Source organism: Streptomyces sp. NPDC104367 (assembly GCF_055583825.1).
Map to the genome: position 1 here is coordinate 85,380 of NZ_JBVJND010000026.1, position 19,947 is coordinate 105,326.

At 70.4% G+C, this 19,947-nt stretch carries 20 protein-coding genes and 2 tRNA genes; 6 read left to right on the forward strand and 16 right to left on the reverse strand.

All coding sequences use genetic code 11. The features are described 5' to 3' along the window. Positions 1–85: 85 nt before the first annotated feature. The gene (locus ACZ619_RS32520; RefSeq protein ID WP_469606680.1) at positions 86–1,411 is read left to right on the forward strand and encodes a cytochrome b/b6 domain-containing protein; all 1,326 of its coding nucleotides are present in this window, start codon (positions 86–88) and stop codon (positions 1,409–1,411) included. Further along, positions 1,408–3,021, forward strand: a complete 1,614-nt coding sequence (locus tag ACZ619_RS32525; RefSeq protein ID WP_469606579.1) for an NADH-ubiquinone oxidoreductase-F iron-sulfur binding region domain-containing protein — start codon at positions 1,408–1,410, stop codon at positions 3,019–3,021. Before ACZ619_RS32520 ends, ACZ619_RS32525 begins: the two co-directional genes overlap by 4 nt. A gap of 160 nt (positions 3,022–3,181) precedes the next feature. On the opposite strand, the gene ACZ619_RS32530 is transcribed toward ACZ619_RS32525, so the two are convergent. After that, positions 3,182–3,254 (reverse strand) — tRNA-Ala (locus ACZ619_RS32530). A 113-nt stretch (positions 3,255–3,367) separates the two neighbouring features. Here ACZ619_RS32530 and ACZ619_RS32535 point away from each other — a divergent pair. Continuing rightward, positions 3,368–4,618, forward strand: a complete 1,251-nt coding sequence (locus ACZ619_RS32535; RefSeq protein ID WP_469606582.1) for a glycosyltransferase 87 family protein — start codon at positions 3,368–3,370, stop codon at positions 4,616–4,618. Here ACZ619_RS32535 and ACZ619_RS32540 read toward each other — a convergent pair. From ACZ619_RS32540 to ACZ619_RS32550, 3 genes are all read right to left on the reverse strand, one after another. Then, complete coding sequence (locus ACZ619_RS32540) at positions 4,597–4,830, reverse strand: hypothetical protein (protein WP_006136074.1); 234 nt, start codon at positions 4,828–4,830, stop codon at positions 4,597–4,599. The genes ACZ619_RS32535 and ACZ619_RS32540 overlap by 22 nt on opposite strands. 3 nt (positions 4,831–4,833) lie before the next feature. Continuing rightward, on the reverse strand, positions 4,834–5,007 hold the full coding sequence (locus tag ACZ619_RS32545; RefSeq protein ID WP_107483215.1) for a hypothetical protein: 174 nt from the start codon (positions 5,005–5,007) through the stop codon (positions 4,834–4,836). A 68-nt stretch (positions 5,008–5,075) separates the two neighbouring features. Beyond that, positions 5,076–6,545, reverse strand: a complete 1,470-nt coding sequence (locus tag ACZ619_RS32550; RefSeq protein ID WP_469606584.1) for an MFS transporter — start codon at positions 6,543–6,545, stop codon at positions 5,076–5,078. A 103-nt stretch (positions 6,546–6,648) separates the two neighbouring features. Between ACZ619_RS32550 and ACZ619_RS32555 the strand changes: the two genes are divergently transcribed. Beyond that, complete coding sequence (locus ACZ619_RS32555; RefSeq protein WP_469606587.1) at positions 6,649–7,584, forward strand: helix-turn-helix transcriptional regulator; 936 nt, start codon at positions 6,649–6,651, stop codon at positions 7,582–7,584. A 56-nt stretch (positions 7,585–7,640) separates the two neighbouring features. Here ACZ619_RS32555 and ACZ619_RS32560 read toward each other — a convergent pair. From ACZ619_RS32560 to ACZ619_RS32590, 7 genes are all read right to left on the reverse strand, one after another. Next, positions 7,641–7,713: transfer RNA gene (locus ACZ619_RS32560), tRNA-Ala, on the reverse strand. Between the two features lie 113 nt (positions 7,714–7,826). Then, complete coding sequence (locus ACZ619_RS32565; RefSeq protein WP_469606589.1) at positions 7,827–8,495, reverse strand: histidine phosphatase family protein; 669 nt, start codon at positions 8,493–8,495, stop codon at positions 7,827–7,829. Further along, a complete protein-coding gene (rsfS, locus tag ACZ619_RS32570; protein ID WP_469606592.1) occupies positions 8,495–8,941 on the reverse strand; it encodes a ribosome silencing factor in 447 nt (148 codons plus the stop codon). Before rsfS ends, ACZ619_RS32565 begins: the two co-directional genes overlap by 1 nt. Positions 8,942–9,044: 103 nt before the next feature. Then, the gene (locus tag ACZ619_RS32575; protein WP_469606595.1) at positions 9,045–10,727 is read right to left on the reverse strand and encodes an LCP family protein; all 1,683 of its coding nucleotides are present in this window, start codon (positions 10,725–10,727) and stop codon (positions 9,045–9,047) included. 16 nt (positions 10,728–10,743) lie between these two features. Beyond that, positions 10,744–11,427, reverse strand: a complete 684-nt coding sequence (nadD, locus tag ACZ619_RS32580) for a nicotinate-nucleotide adenylyltransferase (protein WP_469606597.1) — start codon at positions 11,425–11,427, stop codon at positions 10,744–10,746. Positions 11,428–11,496: 69 nt separating this feature from the next. Further along, positions 11,497–11,664, reverse strand: coding sequence for a hypothetical protein (locus ACZ619_RS32585; protein WP_351692895.1), 168 nt, complete (start codon positions 11,662–11,664; stop codon positions 11,497–11,499). Positions 11,665–11,800: 136 nt separating this feature from the next. Further along, complete coding sequence (locus ACZ619_RS32590; RefSeq protein WP_469606600.1) at positions 11,801–11,962, reverse strand: hypothetical protein; 162 nt, start codon at positions 11,960–11,962, stop codon at positions 11,801–11,803. 102 nt (positions 11,963–12,064) lie between these two features. On the opposite strand from ACZ619_RS32590, the gene ACZ619_RS32595 reads away from it, so the two are divergent. Beyond that, on the forward strand, positions 12,065–13,186 hold the full coding sequence (locus ACZ619_RS32595; protein ID WP_469606602.1) for a M48 family metallopeptidase: 1,122 nt from the start codon (positions 12,065–12,067) through the stop codon (positions 13,184–13,186). A 52-nt stretch (positions 13,187–13,238) separates the two neighbouring features. On the opposite strand, the gene ACZ619_RS32600 is transcribed toward ACZ619_RS32595, so the two are convergent. The 5 genes from ACZ619_RS32600 to proB form a co-directional block, all read right to left on the reverse strand. Next, positions 13,239–14,309, reverse strand: a complete 1,071-nt coding sequence (locus ACZ619_RS32600) for an SCO2583 family membrane protein (protein WP_469606604.1) — start codon at positions 14,307–14,309, stop codon at positions 13,239–13,241. A 114-nt stretch (positions 14,310–14,423) separates the two neighbouring features. Further along, positions 14,424–15,008 carry an SCO2584 family spore wall biosynthesis protein gene (locus tag ACZ619_RS32605; RefSeq protein WP_469606607.1) on the reverse strand — a complete coding sequence of 195 codons (585 nt, stop codon included), beginning with the start codon at positions 15,006–15,008 and terminating at the stop codon, positions 14,424–14,426. A 151-nt stretch (positions 15,009–15,159) separates the two neighbouring features. After that, on the reverse strand, positions 15,160–16,446 hold the full coding sequence (locus ACZ619_RS32610; protein ID WP_469606609.1) for a glutamate-5-semialdehyde dehydrogenase: 1,287 nt from the start codon (positions 16,444–16,446) through the stop codon (positions 15,160–15,162). A 148-nt stretch (positions 16,447–16,594) separates the two neighbouring features. Next, positions 16,595–17,023, reverse strand: a complete 429-nt coding sequence (locus ACZ619_RS32615; protein ID WP_293995677.1) for a hypothetical protein — start codon at positions 17,021–17,023, stop codon at positions 16,595–16,597. A gap of 123 nt (positions 17,024–17,146) precedes the next feature. Further along, a complete protein-coding gene (gene proB, locus ACZ619_RS32620) occupies positions 17,147–18,253 on the reverse strand; it encodes a glutamate 5-kinase (protein WP_469606682.1) in 1,107 nt (368 codons plus the stop codon). Between the two features lie 245 nt (positions 18,254–18,498). On the opposite strand from proB, the gene ACZ619_RS32625 reads away from it, so the two are divergent. Beyond that, the gene (locus tag ACZ619_RS32625; RefSeq protein WP_469606613.1) at positions 18,499–19,920 is read left to right on the forward strand and encodes a polysaccharide pyruvyl transferase family protein; all 1,422 of its coding nucleotides are present in this window, start codon (positions 18,499–18,501) and stop codon (positions 19,918–19,920) included. Positions 19,921–19,947 lie beyond the last annotated feature (27 nt).

Here is a 19,947-nt window from a genome sequence, read left to right on the forward strand (position 1 = left end):
TAACTCAAACCTCGTACTGATCGGTATGGCGCCACTTAGGCTGCGGCACCGGGACCGCTTTCCCGAACTGCTCGGAGTTGCCCCCATGAACCCTCGTCGTAGTAACAGCTCGCTCCCCAAGCCAGGCCGCTCGGCCTACGGGGTGGCGTCCGCTGTCGTCCTGCTGCTGATACCCATCGTCGTCCTACTCGGCGGCGACTGGCTGCAACAGTTCCTGAACTTCGGTGCGGGCGTCCTGGCGCTCGTCTGCCTGACCTGCTCGTGCATCTGGGGCCTGGTGGCCCAGGACCGCATCCTTCTCAACATCCGCCAGCGGATCGTTGCCCAGGCCATCCACCGGGTCACCGCGGTGGCCTCGATCGCGTTCCTGCTCGTGCACATCGGCGTGAAGATCGCGCTCGACCACGCCGACTGGATCGCGGCCCTGATCCCCTTCGGCTGGGTGGTCACAGGCGGTGGCGGCGCGAACCCGGGCAGCGCCACCCTCATCGGCATGGGCTCACTGGCCGCCTACCTGATGATCTTCGTGGGCATCACCGGCGCGCTGCGCAACCAGTTCGCCGCGCCCGCCGTCGTGGCCGCCCGCTGGCGCGCGATGCACATGCTGGCCTACCCGGCGCTGTGCTTCGCACTGCTCCACGGCCTCTTCGCGGGGCGCCCGGCGAAGACCTTCTTCATGGTGTCGTACGAGCTCTGCCTGACCGGGATCATCGCGGCCCTCGCCCTGCGCGCCGCGCCCCGCCCGTTCAAGCGCAAGTTCGCCGACCGCCTGGTCACCCTCCTCGGCGACTCCGATCGGTCGCGCATGAGCGACCTGGACGCCAGCCGCGCGCGGGTGGGCGAGTCCTCCCTGTCCGGCTACGACGGCGGGCGCGAGCGGGAGCCCCGCCCGTCGCGGGCCGACACGGGCTCCACAGGATCCAACCCGCTGTTCCCCTCCGCACCCGCCGCCGCACCCACCCCCGAACCGGCGTCCGGCTTCGCGGCCGCCTACCGGGCCACGTCCGGTCCGGGCCAGCCACAGCAGCCGTTCGGGGCGCCGCAGACCGCTCGCATGGAACGGCTGGACATGCAGGGCGGCACCCAGGCCATGCCACGCGTCGACGGACCCTCCAGCACCTCGGGGAGCTGGCCGGTCCCGTCACCGCCGCCGGTCGGCGAGGCGCCCCCGTCGGCGTACGACCCGCTCCAGGACACCGGATACAACATCCCGGTCTACGGCAATTCGGGCGCCGGCGGTGCGGGCGGACGTGACATGTACGACACCGGTGAGACGAACGCCCAGTACGGGACGTACAACTCGAACAACACGTACAACAGCGGTCCCGCCAACGAACCAGCCCCCGGCGCGTCCTTCGACGCACAGGGTTCGGGCGAACCTTGGAACACGCCTTCCGGAGGCTATAGGTGAACGAGGCCCTGCCCGACGTCCCAGAAGTCCGCGTGGTCGGCCTTCCGCAGCTCACGTCGGGCTTCGACCTTGTCGAAAGACTCGATCTGCCCATGCACCTGAAGGTGCACGGGCCGCTTGAACCCCTGGGCGGGGAACAGCTCGCGCAGCTCTCCGACCGCATCAACCTGAAGGGCCGCGGCGGAGCGGGCTTCCCCTTCCACAAGAAGCTGCGTTCGGTCGCCGAAGCGGCGATCAAGCGCGGCGTACGGCCGGTCGTCGTCGTCAACGGCAGTGAGGACGAGCCGGCCTGCCGCAAGGACACGGTTCTGATCAACCGTGCCCCTCATCTGATCCTGGACGGTGCGCTGCTGTGCGCCGAGGCCCTCGGTGCCCGCACCCTCGTCATCGGCGTCACGCGGGAGTCCACGCAGCGCTCCATGGAGCAGGCGCTCGCCGAGCGCGGTCTGAGCAACGGCCGCCGTTCGGCGCTGAAGGCGTTCGTCCAGCGCAACCCGGTCCGTATGGTCACCGGCGCCGCCGCGTCGCTGATCCGCTCGATCGACGGTGGCCCGGCGGTCCCGCCCGGCCGCAAGACCAGTGCCTCGCAGAACGGCGTCGGCGGAGCGCCCACGCTGCTGTCGAACGCGGAGACGTTCGCGCAGCTGGCGATCGCCGCCCGAATAGGTCCGGAGCGCTACGGCAACACCGGCCTGTACGACGAGCCGGGCACGGTCATGCTGACGGTCTCCGGCGCGGTCGCCCGCCCGATGGTGATCGAGGTGCCCACGGGCGTGCCGTTGCGCTACGTCCTGCAGCTGGCCGGCGCCCCGCCGGTGCCGCAGGGTGTGCTGACCGGTGGCTACCACGGCAGATGGATCGACGCGGCAACCGTCAACGAGGCGATCGTCTCCCGGAACTCGCTGGACGCGGTGGGCGGTGCCCTCGGTGCCGGCGCCATTCTCCCGATCACGCAGGAGACGTGCCCCCTGGGCGAGTCGCTGCGGGTCGCCCAGTGGCTGGCGGAGGAGAGCGCGGGACAGTGCGGTCCCTGCTATCTCGGTCTGCCGGCGGCCGCGCGCGGTATGGAGGACATCCTCAACGGCGGTGGGCCTGCTGCCCTGGAGGCCCTGAAGCAGGTCGCGAAGAACGTGAAGCGGCGTGGTGCGTGCTCGCACCCGGACGGCTCCGCGATGTTCCTCGAGTCGACGATCAAGGCGTTCACCGACGACCTGGCCGCGCACGTCCTCGGCAACGGCTGCGGACGGCCCGTCGAGGGCGTTCTGCCTCTCTTCGAGGACGGCAAGATGCCCACGGGCATCCCGGGCGGCGGGGAACCGGATGACAACGGCGGCGGAAGCCGTCAGAAGATCTACGTCGACTGGACGCTGTGCCGGGGCCACGGGCTGTGCGCAGACATCCTCCCGGAGGTCTTCGAGCTGGGTGCCGACGGCTTCCCGACAGTGGCGCAGGCAAAGGTGCCGCGCTTCGCAGAGGCCAAGGCGATACGCGCGGTGCGCCGCTGCCCGGCGCTCGCCCTGCGCCTCGAGGAGGACACGCGCTCCCAGGCGCCGGCCAAAAACCTGCCGGTGCTCTCGCAGGGTCGCGGTCGCCGGGCCCTGGGCCGCTAATCGGGTCCCACCGACACCACGAACAGTGCGGGCCACTCGATTGAGTGGCCCGCACTGTTCGGTGCACATGTTTCCGGACGGCTGATTTTGATGTTCGTGAAAGTTTCCGGACAACTCCGAAGGCGGACCGTCCGTCTGGACGATCCGCCTTCGATTTCTGTGGAGCTAAGGAGAATTGAACTCCTGACCTCCTGCATGCCATGCAGGCGCTCTACCAACTGAGCTATAGCCCCGTGTTTCGTTCCGCCCGGCTTCCCCGGCGGCGACGCCAACATTACACGGTCGACAGGGTGCACCACCAAATCGTTTCCGTTCTGTGTAGATACGGGCGCTAGTGTCGGGCTTCGTGACCGTGATCGCGTTCTCCGAGACCCGGCACCGCGTGCCGGTGGCCCTGGGGGCGTGCCTCCTGTCGTTCATGGCGTTCTGGGCGGCTCAGCAGGCCGCCCACGTGTCGATGATCGACCTGATGGTCTACCGGGCGGAGGGGGCGACCGTCCGCGCGGGCGGCGACCTGTACGCGCTGCGGGTGACCGCCGCCCGTCTTCCGTCCACCTACCCGCCGTTCGCGGCACTGCTGTTCACTCCGCTGACGCTGCTGAACGTCGCGGGCATGCGCGCCCTGGCGGCGGCCGGGAACCTCGCCCTGCTGATGGTGTTCGTCGCACTGTCGCTGCGTCTTGTCGGGCACGCGCGCGTGGAGTGCGTGCTGTGGGTCTCGGCGGCGGCGGTGTGGTGCGAGCCGGTGTGGACGACCTTGCGCTACGGGCAGGTCAATCTGCTGCTGGCCGTCCTGGTCCTGTGGGATCTGTCACGCCGCCCTGCCGATGGCGCGGGCCGCTGGGCGGGAGTGGGTGTCGGGCTGGCGGCCGCGGTGAAGCTGACGCCCGCCCTGTTCGCGGTGTTCCTGCTCGCCACGGGCCTGGTGGCACGCCACCGCGGGCTGGACGGCGGCCCCTGGCTGCGGCACGCGCGCGGGGCGGCCGCCGCCTTCGCGGGGGCGACGCTGCTGGCGGCGGCCGTCCTGCCGTACGACTCATGGCGGTTCTGGACCGGGATGGTGTTCCGGACGGGGCGGGTGGGGCGGGCCGAGGAGACCGCGAATCAGGCCCTGCGCGGCGTTCTGGCGCGGTTGCTGCACGTTCCGGAGCCGGGAGCCCTCTGGGTCGCCGCTGCGGCTCTGACGGCCGTTCTGGGGCTCGCGGTGGCGGTGACGGCCGAACTCCGCGGCCGGCGGGACTGGGCGGTGGCCGGGTGCGCGGTGACCGCTTTGCTGATCAGCCCGGTGTCCTGGTCGCACCACTGGGTGTGGTGCGTGCCCATGGTGCTGCTGTTGTGGACGCGCGGGCGGCGAACAGCGGCCGCGGCAACGCTGCTGGTCTTCTGCTCGTACGCCCTGTGGTGGGTTCCGCACGGCGAGGGGCGGCCCGAACTGAACCAGAACGCCGTGGAATTGACGCTGTCGGCGCTCTATCCGGTCGCCGGGGCGGTGTTCCTGGTGTTCGCCCTGACATCGTTGCCCGGGACATCACCGTCGTCCCCGCCCCGGACACCGTCACCGGCGCCGGGCCGGGGTCAGGCCGTGACGAACGAGTAGAACCGTTTGAGCGTGCAGTGTTCCTCGAGGAGTCGGCCGTAGATCGGCTCGCCCTCCAGCTCACGGTACGTCTCGATCGGGTCGCCTTTTATGATCAGCGCCCGCGCGCATTCCTCGCACCAGTACTGGTAGTCGGGGTTGATCGGCTCCATGTCGCGGACGATGGGGGTGCCGCTCCCACACCAGTCGCACTTCCGCCTGTGTGCACCCATCGATCAGCTCCAGCTGTGGCCGCAGGCCGTGCACACGTAGGAGATCCCGCCGTTGTCGCCCAGCACTTGGGCCACATGCACGGAACCGCAGGAAGGGCAGAGCAGCCGGGTGATCGTGTCCCGTATCAACGCCGCACCGAGGAGGTGGCCGCCCTCCTCAAGGATGCTCGCAGGCATCGCTACTCCTCCCGTCGGGCCGCGCCCCCTTCCGGCCGTTTGATTCTGCCACGGCCGGACCAATACGGTCAGCGACGCCTCAGTACCAGTCCGGACACGGCCCCCACGGCCGCCGTCGCGGCGAGTGCCCACGCGCAGGCTGACAGCGCCTCCGCAGAGGTATACGCCTGTAGGCCCCCGAGTGACTCAAGCCGGTTCAAGAACAGTGTGCCGAACGCGGCGACCCCTATGAGCTGACCGAGCTGGGTGACGGTCGCGAGGAGGCCGCTGGCGTCCGCCGCGTCCTCGGGGCGCACGGTTGCAAGCGCCCGGGTGAACGTCGGACTGAACGCGAGCGCGAGCCCCACGCCCACTCCGGCGTACGCGGCATAGAGCTGCGCGCCCCCGTCGCCGCCACCACGGAACGCCAGCCCGACGCAGGCCACCGACAGCGCGGTGAGCGCGAAACCGGCCGGGGCCAGGACCCGCTGCCAGGAGGCCGGCCACCGGCGCCAGGTGAGGGCGACCGCGCCGAAGACGACGGCGGTCGGCGCGAAGGTGAGTCCGGCGCGCAAGGCACCGTAGCCGAGGCCGTTCTGAACGTGCAGGGTGAGCGTGAACAGGAATCCGGCGTTGACGGCCATCACGGCGAGGATGCGCAGGACGGCCAGGGCCATGCCTGGGTGGCGCAGCACCCGGGGCGCGATCAGCGGGGCGCCGCCGCGGCGGGCCAGCCGGGACTCGTAGCCGCAGAACAACGTGAACAGGACGACAGCACAGGCCAGGGACAGCCAGGACCACAGCGGCCAGTCCTCCTCCTGGCCGAGCACCAGCGGAACCGTCAGCAGGGACACGGCGGCGGCGAGCAGGACCAGGCCGGGCAGGTCCAGGCCGCGGGCCCGTTCGGGTCCGGAGCCGGAACCGGGCGGCAGGACGCGCCGGCCGAGGACCAGGAGTACGGCGCCGACCGGGACGTTGACGAGGAACACCGGCCGCCAGCCGGTGCCGAACAGGTCGGCGCTGACCAGGACGCCGCCGATGATCTGGCCGGCGGCGGCGCCGACCGCGAGGACAGCCGAGTAGGCGCCGAGCGCCCGGATGCGGGCCTCTCCGGTGAAGGTGCGCTGGATGATGCTGAGGACCTGCGGGATCATCACCGCCGAACCGGCGCCCTGCACCAGCCGGAACACGATCAGTTCGGTGGAGCCTTGGGCCAGGCCGCAGGCGAGCGAGGCGGCCGTGAACAGGGCGAGGCCGGCCAGGTGGACCCGGCCGTGGCCGAGCCGGTCGCCGAGCCGGGCGCCGGTGATCAGCAGCACGGAGTAGCTGATCGTGTATCCGGCGACGACCAGTTGCAGGTCGGCGCCTGAGGCGTGGAGTCCGGAACCGATGGTGGGGGCCGCGACGTTCACGATGAACACGTCGAGGACGGCCATGAACAGGGCCGCCAGGACGGCCGCAAGGAGCAGCGGGTGCCGGTTGTCAGTGGCGGGTGCTTCACTTTCGGCAGGGCTCGGGGCGGGCGCGGAATCCGGTCCTGTCCGGGATGTCGTCGTCATGGGTCCGAGCGTGGCGAGGGTCCGGTACGGGTGCCGAGAGCCCGCCGATGCTGGTACTGGCAGCACCTGGCAGGGGACGGGCCGGGAGCGCACGCTGGACGACATGACGACGGGGAACGTGATGACGGGGACGACAGGGCACCGCCGCAGGCCCGAGCTGGCCGCGTTCCTGCGCAGCAGGCGGGCGCGGGTGACACCGGCCGACGTCGGCATGCCGCCGGGGCTGCGGCGGCGCACTCCGGGGCTGCGCCGGGAGGAGGTCGCCCAGCTGTCGGGGGTGGGGGTGACCTGGTACACGTGGCTGGAGCAGGGGCGGCCGATCAACGCGTCGCCGCAGGTGCTGGACGCGGTGGCGCGCACGCTGATGCTGGACCCGCCGGAGCGCGAGCATCTGTACCGGCTGGCCGAGGTGCCGTTCGCGCCGGCGCCGGAGGGGCTGACCCGGGCGGTCGGCGCGGAGGTGCAGGGGATCATCGACGCCCTCGATCCGCTGCCGGCGGTGGTGTACACGTCGCGGTACGACGTGCTGGCGACCAACGCCGCCTACCGGGATCTGTTCCTGGTGCCGGAGACGGTGCGGATCGGGGTGCCGAACGTGCTGTGGACGCTGTTCACGGTGTCGGAGGATGCCTGCCCGATGGTGCACCGGGAGTGTGAACTGCCGGTGATGGTGGCGACCCTGCGTTCCTCCTACGGCAGACATGTCGGCGAGCCGGCCTGGGAGGACTTCATCCACGCGCTCTCGGAGACGAGTGCGGACTTCGCCCGGCTGTGGGCGAGCGGTGCGGTGGCGCAGCCGGGGCCGCGGGTGAAGACGTTCCGTCACGAGGCGGTGGGTGAGCTGCGGATGACGTCGCAGTCGCTGTCGATCGACGGGCTGCCGGAGTCCCGGATCGTGGTCTACACGCCGGCGGACGAACAGGCGCGCAGGAAGGTGGCGTTGCTGCGGGAGCGCAGGCAGCCGCTGTGGCCGGCGATCACGGACGAGAAGGTCGCCGACATCATCCGGGAGTGGAACGCGAAGAATCCCGCCCTCTGAGAGGACGGGATTCTTATCACCGATCTTTGACAATCCGAGAGTGAAGTGCCGATCTGTGGAGCTAAGGAGAATTGAACTCCTGACCTCCTGCATGCCATGCAGGCGCTCTACCAACTGAGCTATAGCCCCTTGCGTTCTTCCCGTCTTTCCGCTTGGCGGGCCGAACAAGAAGAACTTTAGCCTGCGACCTGCCGGAAAGTGAAATCCGGGTCCTGGGGACCCTCCGGCCGGCCGGAGGATCTTCAGTCGTCGTCGCCGAGGACGGGCTCCGGGAGGGTGCCCGCGTTGTGTTCCAGGAGCCGCCAGCCCCGGGCGCCTTCGCCGAGCACGGACCAGCAGCAGTTGGTGAGACCGCCGAGGCTCTCCCAGTGCTGGGAGTCCAGGCCGAGGAGGCGGCCGATGGTGGTGCGGATGGTCCCGCCGTGGCTGACCACCACGAGGGTGCCGTCCTCGGGCAGCTTCTCGGCGTGCCGCAGCACGACGGGGGCGGCCCGGTCGGCGACCTCGGTCTCCAGTTCGCCGCCGCCGCGGCGGACGGGCTCACCGCGCTTCCAGGCGGCGTACTCGTCGCCGTGGCGGGAGATGATCTCCTCGTGCGTGAGGCCCTGCCACACGCCCGCGTAGGTCTCGCGTAGCGCCTCGTCGCGGATCACGTCGAGGCCGGTGAGGACGGCGAGCTCGTCGGCGGTCTCGGCGGCCCGCTTCAGGTCGGAGGAGACGATCGCGTCGGGACCGAGGGAGGCCAGCAGCCGAGCCGCGCGGCGGGCCTGGCCGACGCCGGTCTCGGTGAGGTCGACGTCGGTGGAGCCCTGGAAGCGGCGCTCCACGTTCCAGGAGGTCTGGCCGTGGCGCCACAGGATGATGCGGCGGCCGCGGCCCCCGCGGTCGGTCACTTCTCCGGTGGCGCTCATCACCACTCTCCGCCGGGCTCGCCCGCGTCGTCGGCGGCGGCCTGCAGCCGGGCATGCTCCGCGGCCTTGCCGCGGGTGGCCTTGGCGTCGGCGGGCAGCTCGATCTCGGGGCAGTCCTTCCACAGCCGCTCCAGGGCGTAGAAGACGCGCTCCTCGCTGTGCTGGACGTGGACGACGATGTCGACGTAGTCGAGCAGGATCCAGCGGGCATCACGGTCGCCCTCACGGCGCACCGGCTTGGCGCCGAGCTCCTTCTGAAGGCGCTCCTCGATCTCGTCGACGATCGACTTGACCTGGCGGTCGTTGGGCGCGGAGGCCAGCAGGAAGGCGTCCGTGATCGACAGGACGTCGCTGACGTCGTAGGCGATGACGTCGTGGGCGAGCTTGTCGGCGGCCGCCTGGGCGGCGGCGGAGATGAGCTCGAGGGAACGGTCGGTGGCGGTCACTGCGTGGCTTTCCGTCGGCGGTCGGTTGACCTCAAGGGTCTCACGGACCGCCGGGCGCACCCCACGTGATTACCGGGTCACGTGGGGTGCGACGGGCCGCCGCTCAGGAGGAGGACGGCTGGTAGTCCTGGCCGAGGACGACGGAGACGTCGGCGCCCGAGCCGACCGTGCCCTTCGCCACGTCCTTGGCGTCGAGGCCGAGGGTCTTGGCGACCTCGGTGGCGTTCTCCTTGTCGGAGGCGTCGGCGTACAGCACCTTGGAGGTCGTCTGGACGGCGGAGGCCGTGCCGCCTTCGAGGAAGGTGTAGCCGCCGTTGACGAGGACCACGCGTGCCTTCTCGGTGTTGTCCTTGACGCCGGTGGCGTTCTGGACGGAGACCCGGACCGCGGAGTCGGCGCTGGGGCTCTTGGCGGTGCCGCCGAGGATGTCCTTGATCACGCTGGAGCTGGTCTCGGCGCTGAGGGTGCCGTCGCTCTGCACGGGCAGCAGGGCGGTCTTGTAGTCGCCGCCCTTGGCGAGGTCGGCGAGCCTGGCGAGGAAGCTGCCGAGGTCCTTGTCGGTCAGTGAGGGGTCGAGGATCTGCGCGAGGGTCTGCACGGTGGTCGTGGCGGACGACGCGTCGGACGACATCTTGCGCAGCACGCCCTGCATGACCTGTCCGAACCGTTCCAGCTGGGCGTTCTGGGCCTCGCCGGAGGCGCGGTAGGTGGCGTAGGCGACGGCCGCCTTGCCGCCGAGGGTCTGGCTCTTGCCCTTGTTGACGAGGGGTTCCTCGCCCTTCTTCTTGGCGTCCGGGTCGGGGACGTCGGCGTTGGTGTCTATGTCGATGTTGCCGACGAGTTCGACGAGGTTCTGCAGGTAGGGGGTGTCGAGGCGCCAGGTGCCCTCGATGCTGGTGCCGAGGACGGTGTCGAGCTGGTCGCGGGTACCGGAGGAGCCGTCGCCGTCGACGGACTTGGCAAGGGTCGTGGTGGTGCCGTCGTCGTCGGTCAGGGCGAGGGAGTTGGGCAGCAGGACGGTGCTGCCCTGTTTCGTGGTGGTGTTGTCGACGAGCAGCGCGGTCGAGGTGCCGCCGCCGCTGGTGTTGTGCAGGTGTACGACGATGACGTCGCGTTTCTGGGCGGCCGCGGAGGTCGTCGTACCGCCCTTGGCGGCGGAGGAGGACAGTCCGGGGATCTTTCCGGCGTACCAGAGGTAGCCGGCGCCGCCGACGGCGACCAGGGCGAGGACGACGACGAGGGCGGTCATGCGGCTGCGGGCGCGGCGCTTGGCCTCCTCGCGGCGTTCGGTCCGGTTCTCGGTGAAGTTGAGCCAGTCGATGACGTCCTCGGAGTCACCGTCCGGCTGCTCGACGAACGCGAACTGTTCAGTGCCGTAGTCCCGTTCGCCGTCGGTCTCCCGGGGGGCGACGGGCTGGTCGGCCGGTCCGGCCTGCTGGGGGATGTGGGCGGTCTGCTCGGCGACCCGGGGCTGCGGACCGCTGGTGGCGGCCTGCCCGTAGGGGTCGTACGCGGGGTGGCCGCCGGTGCCGTACGGGTCGTACCCGGGCACGGCCGGCTGCTGGCCGCTGTCGTGGACGGGGGCCTGCTGCCCGGTGTCGTACGACGGCGCGGTCTGCTGTCCGCCGGCGGCGTAGGGGTCGTAGCCGTAGCCCTGTTGCGCGTACGGGTCGTAGGTCTGCTGCTGTTGTGCCGGGATCTGCCGGTACACCGGCTGGCCGTACTCGTCGTAGCCGACGAGTTCGTACTGGTCGTTTCCGTAGCCCGCGTCGTATCGGTCGTTCACCGGTGCCCCTCTCGGCTCACTCGCCGCGGTACAGCTCGCGCTTGTCGATGTAGCGCACGACTCCGTCCGGCACCATGTACCAGATGGGATCGCCCTTGGCGACTCTCGCACGGCAGTCTGTGGAGGAGATGGCGAGTGCGGGAACCTCCACCAGTGAGACACCGCCCTCCGGGAGGCCGTGGTCGGTCAGATGGTGCCCGGGCCTGGTGCAGCCGATGAAGTGGGCGAGGGAGAAGAGTTCGTCCGAGTCGCGCCAGGTGAGGATCTGGCCGAGGGCGTCGGCACCGGTGATGAAGAAGAGGTCGGTGTCGGGGTTGAGCGCGCGCAGGTCGCGCAGGGTGTCGACGGTGTAGGTGGGTCCGCCGCGGTCGATGTCGATCCGGCTGACGGAGAACTGCGGGTTCTCGGCGGTCGCGATGACCGTCATCAGATAGCGGTCCTCGGCCGGTGAGACCTTGCGGTGGGTCTTCTGCCACGGCTGCCCGGTGGGCACGAACACCACCTCGTCGAGGTGGAACTGGGCGGCGACCTCGCTGGCCGCCACGAGGTGCCCGTGGTGGATCGGGTCAAACGTTCCGCCCATGACGCCGAGGCGGCGTTTGCCGGTGTTCGCGGGACCCGCCGGCGTGTACCTCGGGGTCGTCACCGTGTCGTCGGCCTCGTCAGTCGCCGGACCGGTAGGCATGTCCTGCTCTCCCATGCGTGCAGACCCTACCGGCCCGGCCCGTGGGCCCCGCCGCGAGGACGGGTGCCGGGCGCAGCGGCCGGCTCAGCGGTCGCGGTTGAAACGGGTCGTGATCCACAGCAGGAGCAGCAGGATGATGAACGCGCTGCCACCGGTGACGAGCGGGTTGAGGCTGTTGTGGTTGCCACCGTGCTCCTCGCCCTCGGCGGCGAGGGTGACCAACTGAGCAGCGGCGCTGTGGAGATTCATCATCTGCGGCAGGACCTATCGCGTGTGGACGGGATAAAGATGTCGGCCCATCGTATGCGGGCGGCCCCTGCGCGATCACGCCGACTCCTCCGTTGGGCCGACTCCTGTCCCACGGCGGGCGGGGAACGATCCCGGCGGCTCAGTCGTCCTTCTGTTTGTACCCTCGCAACAGGAACCAGGCGGCGAGTCCGCAGCCCAGGAACATGACGATCAGGACGACCCGGAGCAGGTCGCCCGAGCCCTGCTGCTGGGCGGCGCTCGCGGCCTGGGCCAGCCAGACGGCTGGGGGGTTGTGCTCCATGGCGGCACTCCTTCGGCTGTACGGCCCCACGGTATCTCCGCCTGTGCCGGTCTCTGCTTCGGGGGCACGCCGGGCACACTGACGCAGCACATGGGGGATGACATGTCCGACGACGGCCACGAGCGGAACGGGCACACGCGCGTGCCGAGCAGGCAGCGCAGGCGGTTCCCGGGGATCTCCTCGCGTGCGTACGAGCATCCCGCGGACCGCTCCGCGCTGGTGGCGCTGCGCAGGCTGAGCGGCTTCGACACGGTCTTCAAGGCGCTCAGCGGGCTGCTGCCGGAGCGGAGCCTGCGACTGCTGTTCCTGTCCGACTCGGTTCGGGTGTCGGACCAGCAGTTCGCACACCTGAACGACATGTTGCGGGACGCCTGCTACATCCTGGACCTGGAGAAGGTCCCGCCGATGTACGTCACGCAGGATCCGCAGCCGAACGCCATGTGCATCGGCATGGACGAACCGATCATCGTGGTCACCACGGGACTGGTGGAGCTTCTCGACGAGGAGGAGATGCGGGCGGTCGTGGGCCACGAGGTGGGCCACGCGCTGTCCGGGCACTCCGTCTACCGGACGATCCTGCTGTTCCTGACGAGTCTCGCGCTGAAGGTCGCCTGGATCCCGCTGGGCAATCTGGCGATCCTGGCGATCGTGACCGCGCTGCGGGAGTGGTTCCGCAAGTCGGAGCTGTCCGCCGACCGGGCCGGGCTGCTGGCCGGCCAGGACCTGCGGGCCTCGATGCGCGGGCTGATGAAGATAGCGGGCGGCAACCACCTGCACGAGATGAACGTGGACGCGTTCCTGCAGCAGGCCGAGGAGTACGAGGCGAGCGGTGACCTGCGCGACTCGGTGCTGAAGATCCTGAACGTGCTGCCGCGCTCGCACCCGTTCACCACGGTCCGCGCGGCCGAGCTGAAGAAGTGGGCGGAGTCCCGCGACTACCAGCGGATCATGGACGGTCACTATCCGCGGCGCACCGAGGACAAGGACACCTCGGTCGGCGACTCCTTCAAGGAGTCCGCGGCCAGCTACGCGAGCGACGTGAAGAGCTCCAAGGACCCGCTGATGAAGCTGGTCTCGGACATCGCGGGCGGGGCGGGCGGTCTGGGCGGCCGGGTCAGGCGCGGCTTCGACGGCTTCACGAGCACCCCGCCGAAGGACACCCCGCCCAAGGACACGCCCCCGAAGGACGGACCGGCGAAGGACGCGCCGCCCGAGGCGGAGTAGGAGGGGGGCGGGGGCCGGCCTCCGTCACCGCGGCAGACCTGGCGGCGGGAAGTCACACCTTCGGCTCGGCCGCGGCGGCCAGTGTGCCGCACAGGGCGGTGGCGCTGTCCGTGGCGTAGGGGTCGGTGCCCGCCGGGCCGCCCGTCCGGGCCGTCTCGCCGGCCAGCAGGGGATGCAGGTGGTCGGCGGAGTCCTCGGCGCAGGACAGGGGGCCCGCCTGGACGTAGGAGACGATCAGCTGGGCCTGGTGCAGGCGCAGGTCGTCGCGGTCGAAGCGGAAGGTCAGCTCCCGGCGGACGGTGAACAGCGAGATCCGGGAACCGGCCAGGGCACCGGTGGGCCGCAGCGCGTAGACGAAGGTGTGGTCGGCGGTGACCTCCAGGGTGGCCGAGTCGGTCTCGGTGGCCTGCAGGCTGCCCTGGACGCGGATCTTCGGGTCGGCGAGCTCGGCGCGCGCGGGGTCGAGGCGGACCAGCCATCCGGTGGGGGCGTGCCGGCCGTCGGCCGCGGGGTGGCCGAGGCTCTGGTCGAACTGGTCGAGCTGGCCGGGGTCGAGCAGGACCCGGGCGGGGCGGACCTGGCTGCTGTCGATGACCTCGGGGTAGAGCGCGGAGCGGACTATGTAGTCCTTGGCGGTGGTCAGGGCGGTGACGACCTGGCTGTCGGAGAAGTGCGCGGTGCTGCGGACGGCGGGCAGCGGTATGCCCTCGGCGCCGACGCTGTACTGCGCGGCGGGGCTGTGCGCGAACAGGGTCTCGGCGTCGGCGGCGCCGGGCACCTTGCCCTGCGGGGCGAGCGGGATGACGGTCATCCGCAGGGGTTCGACGGGCTGCTCGGCCTGCGGGGTGCCGTAGGGGTGGCGGACGCCCATGTAGATCGCGGTGCCGAAGGCCACGAGGATCAGCACGACGAGGATCAGGGCCTGCCGGGTGAGGCCCCGGCGCAGGGGCGGGCGGCGGCGTACGGCGGGCGCGTGGTCGGTCATGCGTTCGCGCGCGGAGGACTCCTGGAGGCGGGCAGCGCGGACGAACGACTCGTCGAAGACGACGGATCGGTACTCGTCCTCTCCACCCACGGGGCCGCCCTCGGGTGTCCCCTCGGGTGGGTCTCCAGGCCCGCCCATACTTTCAGAGTAGGTCTCGGGAGCCTCAGGTAAACGCCCTGCTACACGACAAGTTCTGACAGGTTCTCACCAGAACTGCCGCTTGGACGGGCCGTCGCGGCGGGCCGCTGCCGCTCAGGGCGTGCGCGGGATCGCGGAGACCGCGGGCTGGGCGGGCTGGGAGTAGTCGGCGGACACGGAGGGTGCCGCCGCGCTGCCCTGTTCCAGGCCCGTGGAGGTGGGCCTGGGCACCTGGTCGCGGCTGCCGCCCGAGGAGGCGCCGCGGTAGACCGCCGCGAAGGCCAGCGCGACCATGCCGATGCCCATGACGAGGGCGAGCACCCAGGCGACGGGACGGTGCCAGCGGACGTGCTTGCCGTACGTCCCGGAGGCGCCGTAGCGGTCCTCCAGCACGTCGGTGTCGTCCAGGTCGTCGGGGTCGCCGCCGGGCCCGAACTCGGAGCCGTCGGGGCCGTAGCCGTCGTCGTAGCGTTCGCCTCTGGCATGAGCGCGGCGGGCTTCGGCCTCGGAGGCCTCGGCTCTGGCCTGTGCCGCGGCGAGGAGGCGTTCGACCGCGGTCGGCTCGTGGATCACGGCCGCCTTTATGAAGGCCTCGTCAAATACCACGGAGTCGAACTCTTCGTCCGACCCTCCGTGGTCATGGTCGTCGTCGGGCTCCCAGCCGTCCGGGAACGGCGTGCCCCCCACGTCCTCCGGCACGGATCCAGAGTAGACCTGGGGGGTCAATTTGGGCAGACGGTATGGAAATTCATAGCGCCTGTGAGACGCCTGTCACGCCCGCCGGCGGCCCGTACGCCCTTCCGCGCGCCTGTACGCCGTACGGTGTGCGCGGTGTGGGCCGTACGGGTTGTCAGCGGCGGATGTGGCCGTCGCCGGTGACGATGTACTTGGTGCTGGTGAGCTCGGGCAGGCCCATGGGGCCGCGGGCGTGCAGTTTCTGGGTGGAGATGCCGATCTCGGCGCCGAAGCCGAACTGGCCGCCGTCGGTGAAGCGGGTGGAGGCGTTCACGGCGACGGTGGTGGAGTCGACCAGCTGGGTGAAGCGGCGGGCTGCCTGCTGCGAGGTGGTGACGATCGCCTCGGTGTGCCCGGAGGTCCACAGCCGGATGTGCTCGACGGCCCGGTCGAGGGAGTCGACGACGGCGGCGGCGATGTCGTACGACAGGTACTCGGTCTCCCAGTCCTCCGGGACCGCCTCGACGACGGTGGCCTTGGAGTTCTTGGCGTGGGCGAGGACGCGTTCGTCGGCGTGGACGGTGACGCCGGCCTCCGCGAGGGCGTCCAGGGCGCGCGGCAGGAACTCGGCGGCGATGTCCTGGTGGACGAGGAGGGTCTCGGCGGCGTTGCAGACGCTGACCCGCTGCGCCTTGGAGTTGATCAGGATGTCGATGGCCGTGTCGATGTCGGCGTGGGCGTCGACGTAGACGTGGCAGTTGCCGGTGCCGGTCTCGATGACGGGGACCTTGGACTCCATGACGACGGTCTGGATGAGGGAGGCGCCGCCGCGCGGGATCAGGACGTCGACGAGTCCGCGGGCGCGCATCAGTTCGTGCACGGACTCGCGGCCCTCGCCGGGCACCAGCTGCACGGCGTCGGCGGGCAGTCCGGCGCCGCCGACGGCGTCCCGCAGGACCCTGACCAGCGCGGTGTTCGACTCGTAGGCGGAGGCGGAGCCGCGCAGCAGGACCGCGTTGCCGGACTTCAGGCAGAGGGCGGCGGCGTCGACGGTGACGTTGGGGCGGGCCTCGTAGATGATGCCGACGACGCCGAGCGGGACGCGGACCTGGCGCAGGTCGATGCCGTTGGGGAGGGTGGAGCCGCGGACGACCTCGCCGACCGGGTCGGGGAGCTTGGCGACGTCGCGGACGTCGGAGGCGATGGCGCGGACCCGCTCCGGGGTGAGGGTGAGGCGGTCGACGACGGACTCGCTGGTGCCGTTCTCGCGGGCCTTGGCGATGTCCTTGGCGTTGGCTTCGACGATCTCGCTCGTACGGACCTCCAGGGCGTCCGCGATGGCGAGCAGCGCGTCGTCCTTCACGGCACGCGGCAGCGGCGCGAGGTCGGCGGCGGCGGCCTTGGCACGGTAGGCGGCCTGCGTGACCGGGGACATGGCGTCGTACGGCGAGAGCGTGGTCATGAGGGAAGGGTAGTGCGCCGCGGTGAGCCGTCCACGCGGCATCCCACACCGCGAGACGTGGATCAAAACGGGTGATTACAGGGCGGCGCCGGAGCGGCGCCGGGAGGGTTGCGAGAAGGGGCGTCGGCAGGGGTGTCGGCAAGGAGTGTCAGAAGGGGTGGATGCCGACCGGTGTCGCGGGCGGCGGGCCGTAGCCCTCGGCGACCCGCTGGTGATAGGTGGCGCGGTCGATGACCTCCAGGCCGACGATCTCCCAGGCGGGCAGGCCGGCGGTCTGGCGGTGCTCGCCCCACAGACGCAGGGCGACGGCGGCCGCGTCGTGGAGGTCACGGGCCTCCTCCCAGTAGCGGATCTCCGCGTGGTCGCAGGCATAGCGGCTGGTGAGGAGGAAGGGATGGTCGTGGGCCAGTTGCTCGAGTCCGCGGCGCAGTTCCGGCAGCGGAACCTCGGCACCGCAGACGCTGAGCGTGACGTGCCACAGACGGGGCAGGTCCTTCGGCTCCTCGTAGGTGTCCCCGGCCGCGACGCTCGTCAGAGCACCGCGGGAGGCCGCAGCCCCAGGGCGCACTCGTCTCACGACGGCCTCCTTCAGCTGTGCTCGTGCGGAACGTGTTCCTGAGACAAAGTTGAGCAGGCCGCAAGGGTTCGTGTGGCGGTTTTACGGAACGTCCCCCACCGGGGTCGTTCGTTACGCCCTGTTTTACGGGTGCAGGATCACCAGGTCGTCCCTGTGTACGACCTCGCGTTCGTACGCGGGGCCCAGTTCGCGCGCCAGCTCCCTGGTCGAACGCCCGATCAGCTGGGGGATCTCCTTGGCGTCGAAGCTGACGAGTCCGCGGGCCACCGCGCGACCCCGGGTGTCGCGCAGCTCGACCGGGTCGCCGGCGCCGAACTCGCCCTCCACGGCGGCGATGCCGGCGGGCAGCAGCGACTTCCGGCCGTCGACGACCGCGCGGACGGCACCGTCGTCGAGGGTGAGCGAGCCCTGCGGGGTGGAGGCGTGCTGAAGCCACAGGAGGCGGTCTGCGGACCGTTTGCCGGTGGGATGGAAGTGGGTGCCGGTGTCGCCACCGGAGAGCGCCTCGGCGGCGTGCACGGCGCTGGTGAGGACCACCGGGATGCCCGCGGCGGCGGCGATACGGGCCGCCTCGACCTTGGTGACCATGCCGCCGGTGCCGACGCCGGCCTTGCCCGCGCTGCCGATCTCGACGCCGGCGAGGTCCTCGGGGCCCTTCACCTCCGCTATCCGCGAGGTGCCGGGCTTGCTGGGGTCGCCGTCGTAGACGCCGTCGATGTCTGAGAGGAGGACGAGGAGGTCGGCGTGGACGAGGTGGGCGACGAGGGCCGCGAGGCGGTCGTTGTCGCCGAAGCGGATCTCGTCGGTGGCGACGGTGTCGTTCTCGTTGACGATCGGGAAGGCACCCATCGCGAGGAGCTTGTCGAGGGTGCGGGAGGCGTTGCGGTGGTGGGCGCGGCGGCTCATGTCGTCCGAGGTGAGCAGCACCTGTCCGACCCGGACGCCGTAGCGGGCGAAGGAGGCGGTGTAGCGGGCGACGAGCAGTCCCTGGCCGACGCTGGCGGCGGCCTGCTGGCGGGCCAGGTCGCGGGGGCGGCGGCGCAGGCCGAGCGGGGCCAGTCCGGCGGCGATGGCGCCGGAGGAGACGAGGACGATCTCCTTCTCCCCGCCGCTGCGGCTCTTGGCGAGGACGTCGACGAGCGCGTCGACGCGGTCGGCGTCCAGGCCTCCGGCGGCCGTGGTCAGCGAGGAGGAGCCCACTTTGACGACGATCCTGCGGGCCTCGCTCACGGCCTGCCTTGCCCTTGCCACGTCCAGTCCCCACTTCGTCGCGCGCGTGGCAGCAATCTACGCGAAGTGGACCGGCGCCAGGCGGGTCCGTCCAGCCTCCGGACAGGCTGTGAACTCCCCCTGATCACAGCAGGGCGTAATCGTTCACTCACGCTTCGAACACGGCAAAAAGGTTGCGTCGACTGTGTATAGAAATTAAAGCGAACTCAAAGTTAATTTAAAGCGTGTCATCTAAAGATCGTCGCGTGAAGCGCATCCTCATCAGGTCGGGAAAGAGTCCCTTCGACGTCGTCAGTGTCGAGGAGGCCCTGCACCGGGACGTCATCGCCACCAACTCGGGCAACCTGATCTTCAGCGACGCCGCCCACAAGATCCTCGAAACACCGGGCATCGAGGTCGTCTCGAACGGCATGCCTTCCGACGTCGCCGCGGCTGGCCGGATCAACGAGCAGTACGACGCCTTCGTCATCCCCCTCGCGAACGCCTTCCGCCCCTCCTTCGAGAGCGCGTTGAAGCGGATGACCCGGCTGATCTCGAAGTTGCGGATCCCGGTCGTCGTGCTCGGCGTCGGCGCGCAGACGGGCGTCAGCTACAACCCGGAGCGGCTGAAGCGCATCGAGCCGACCGTTCGGAACTTCTGCGCCGCCGTGCTGGATCACAGCGCCTCGATCGGCGTGCGGGGCGAGTTCACCGAGCAGTACCTGAAGGACATGGGCTTCAAGGACGTCGAAGTCATCGGCTGTCCTTCGCTGTTCATGTACGGCGACCAGCTGTCGGTGCGGAAGAAGGCGCTGGGGCTGACGCCGGATTCGCGGATCGCGATCAACGGCTCGCACAGCGCCGTACGCGCGCAGGGCCTGGACCGGATCATCACCCGCACCCACGAGCGCTACCCGTACCTGCGGTTCGTCGGCCAGAACCTGAGCGACGCGCGACAGTTGCACTGGCGCGACATGTCGGACCCCAACGCCGAGGTGACCGGGATGCCGACGCACCCGGACCACCCGATGTTCCACGAGGACAAGGTGCGGGTCTATGTCGACCCGATCACCTGGATCGACGATCTGCGTTCTTTCGACTTCTCCTTCGGTTCGCGGATCCACGGCAACATCGCGGCGCTGCTGGCCGGTACGCCGGCGACCGTGCTGTGCGGTGACTCGCGGACGCTGGAGCTGTGCCGTTACTTCGAGATTCCGCACCGTCGGCTGGACAAGGCTGTGAAGGATCCCGAGTCGGCGGATCCGGCGAAGCTGTACGCGGAGGCCGATTTCGGCGGGCTGACCGGCGGCCACCGGGAGCGCTTCGAGCGGTTCACCGGGTTCCTCGGCAAGAACGGGCTGGAGAACACCTTCGAGCACGGCGACGGCGGGGCCGCTTTCGAGGAGCGGATGCGTTCGCTGGCGTTCCCGGCGGGCGTCCGTCCGTGGATCGAGTCGGATCCCGCCTCGCTGACCTCGCGTTTCGGCTGGCTCCAGGGCCGCATCGACGAACTGTCGCTGGACAACGCGCGGTTGCAGAAGGAACTGGCGCGCACCGGGGCCCGCAACAAGGCGGTCGCCGCGCAGTCGTCGGCGTCGACCCCCGCGTCCGCTTCGCCGTCGGTGTACCGGCGGGCCCGGAAGGCCGTGGGCAGGCCGATACGCCGGGCGCTGGGTTCGGGCAAGTAGCAGGTCCGTCGGCGGCCTGACCGGAGC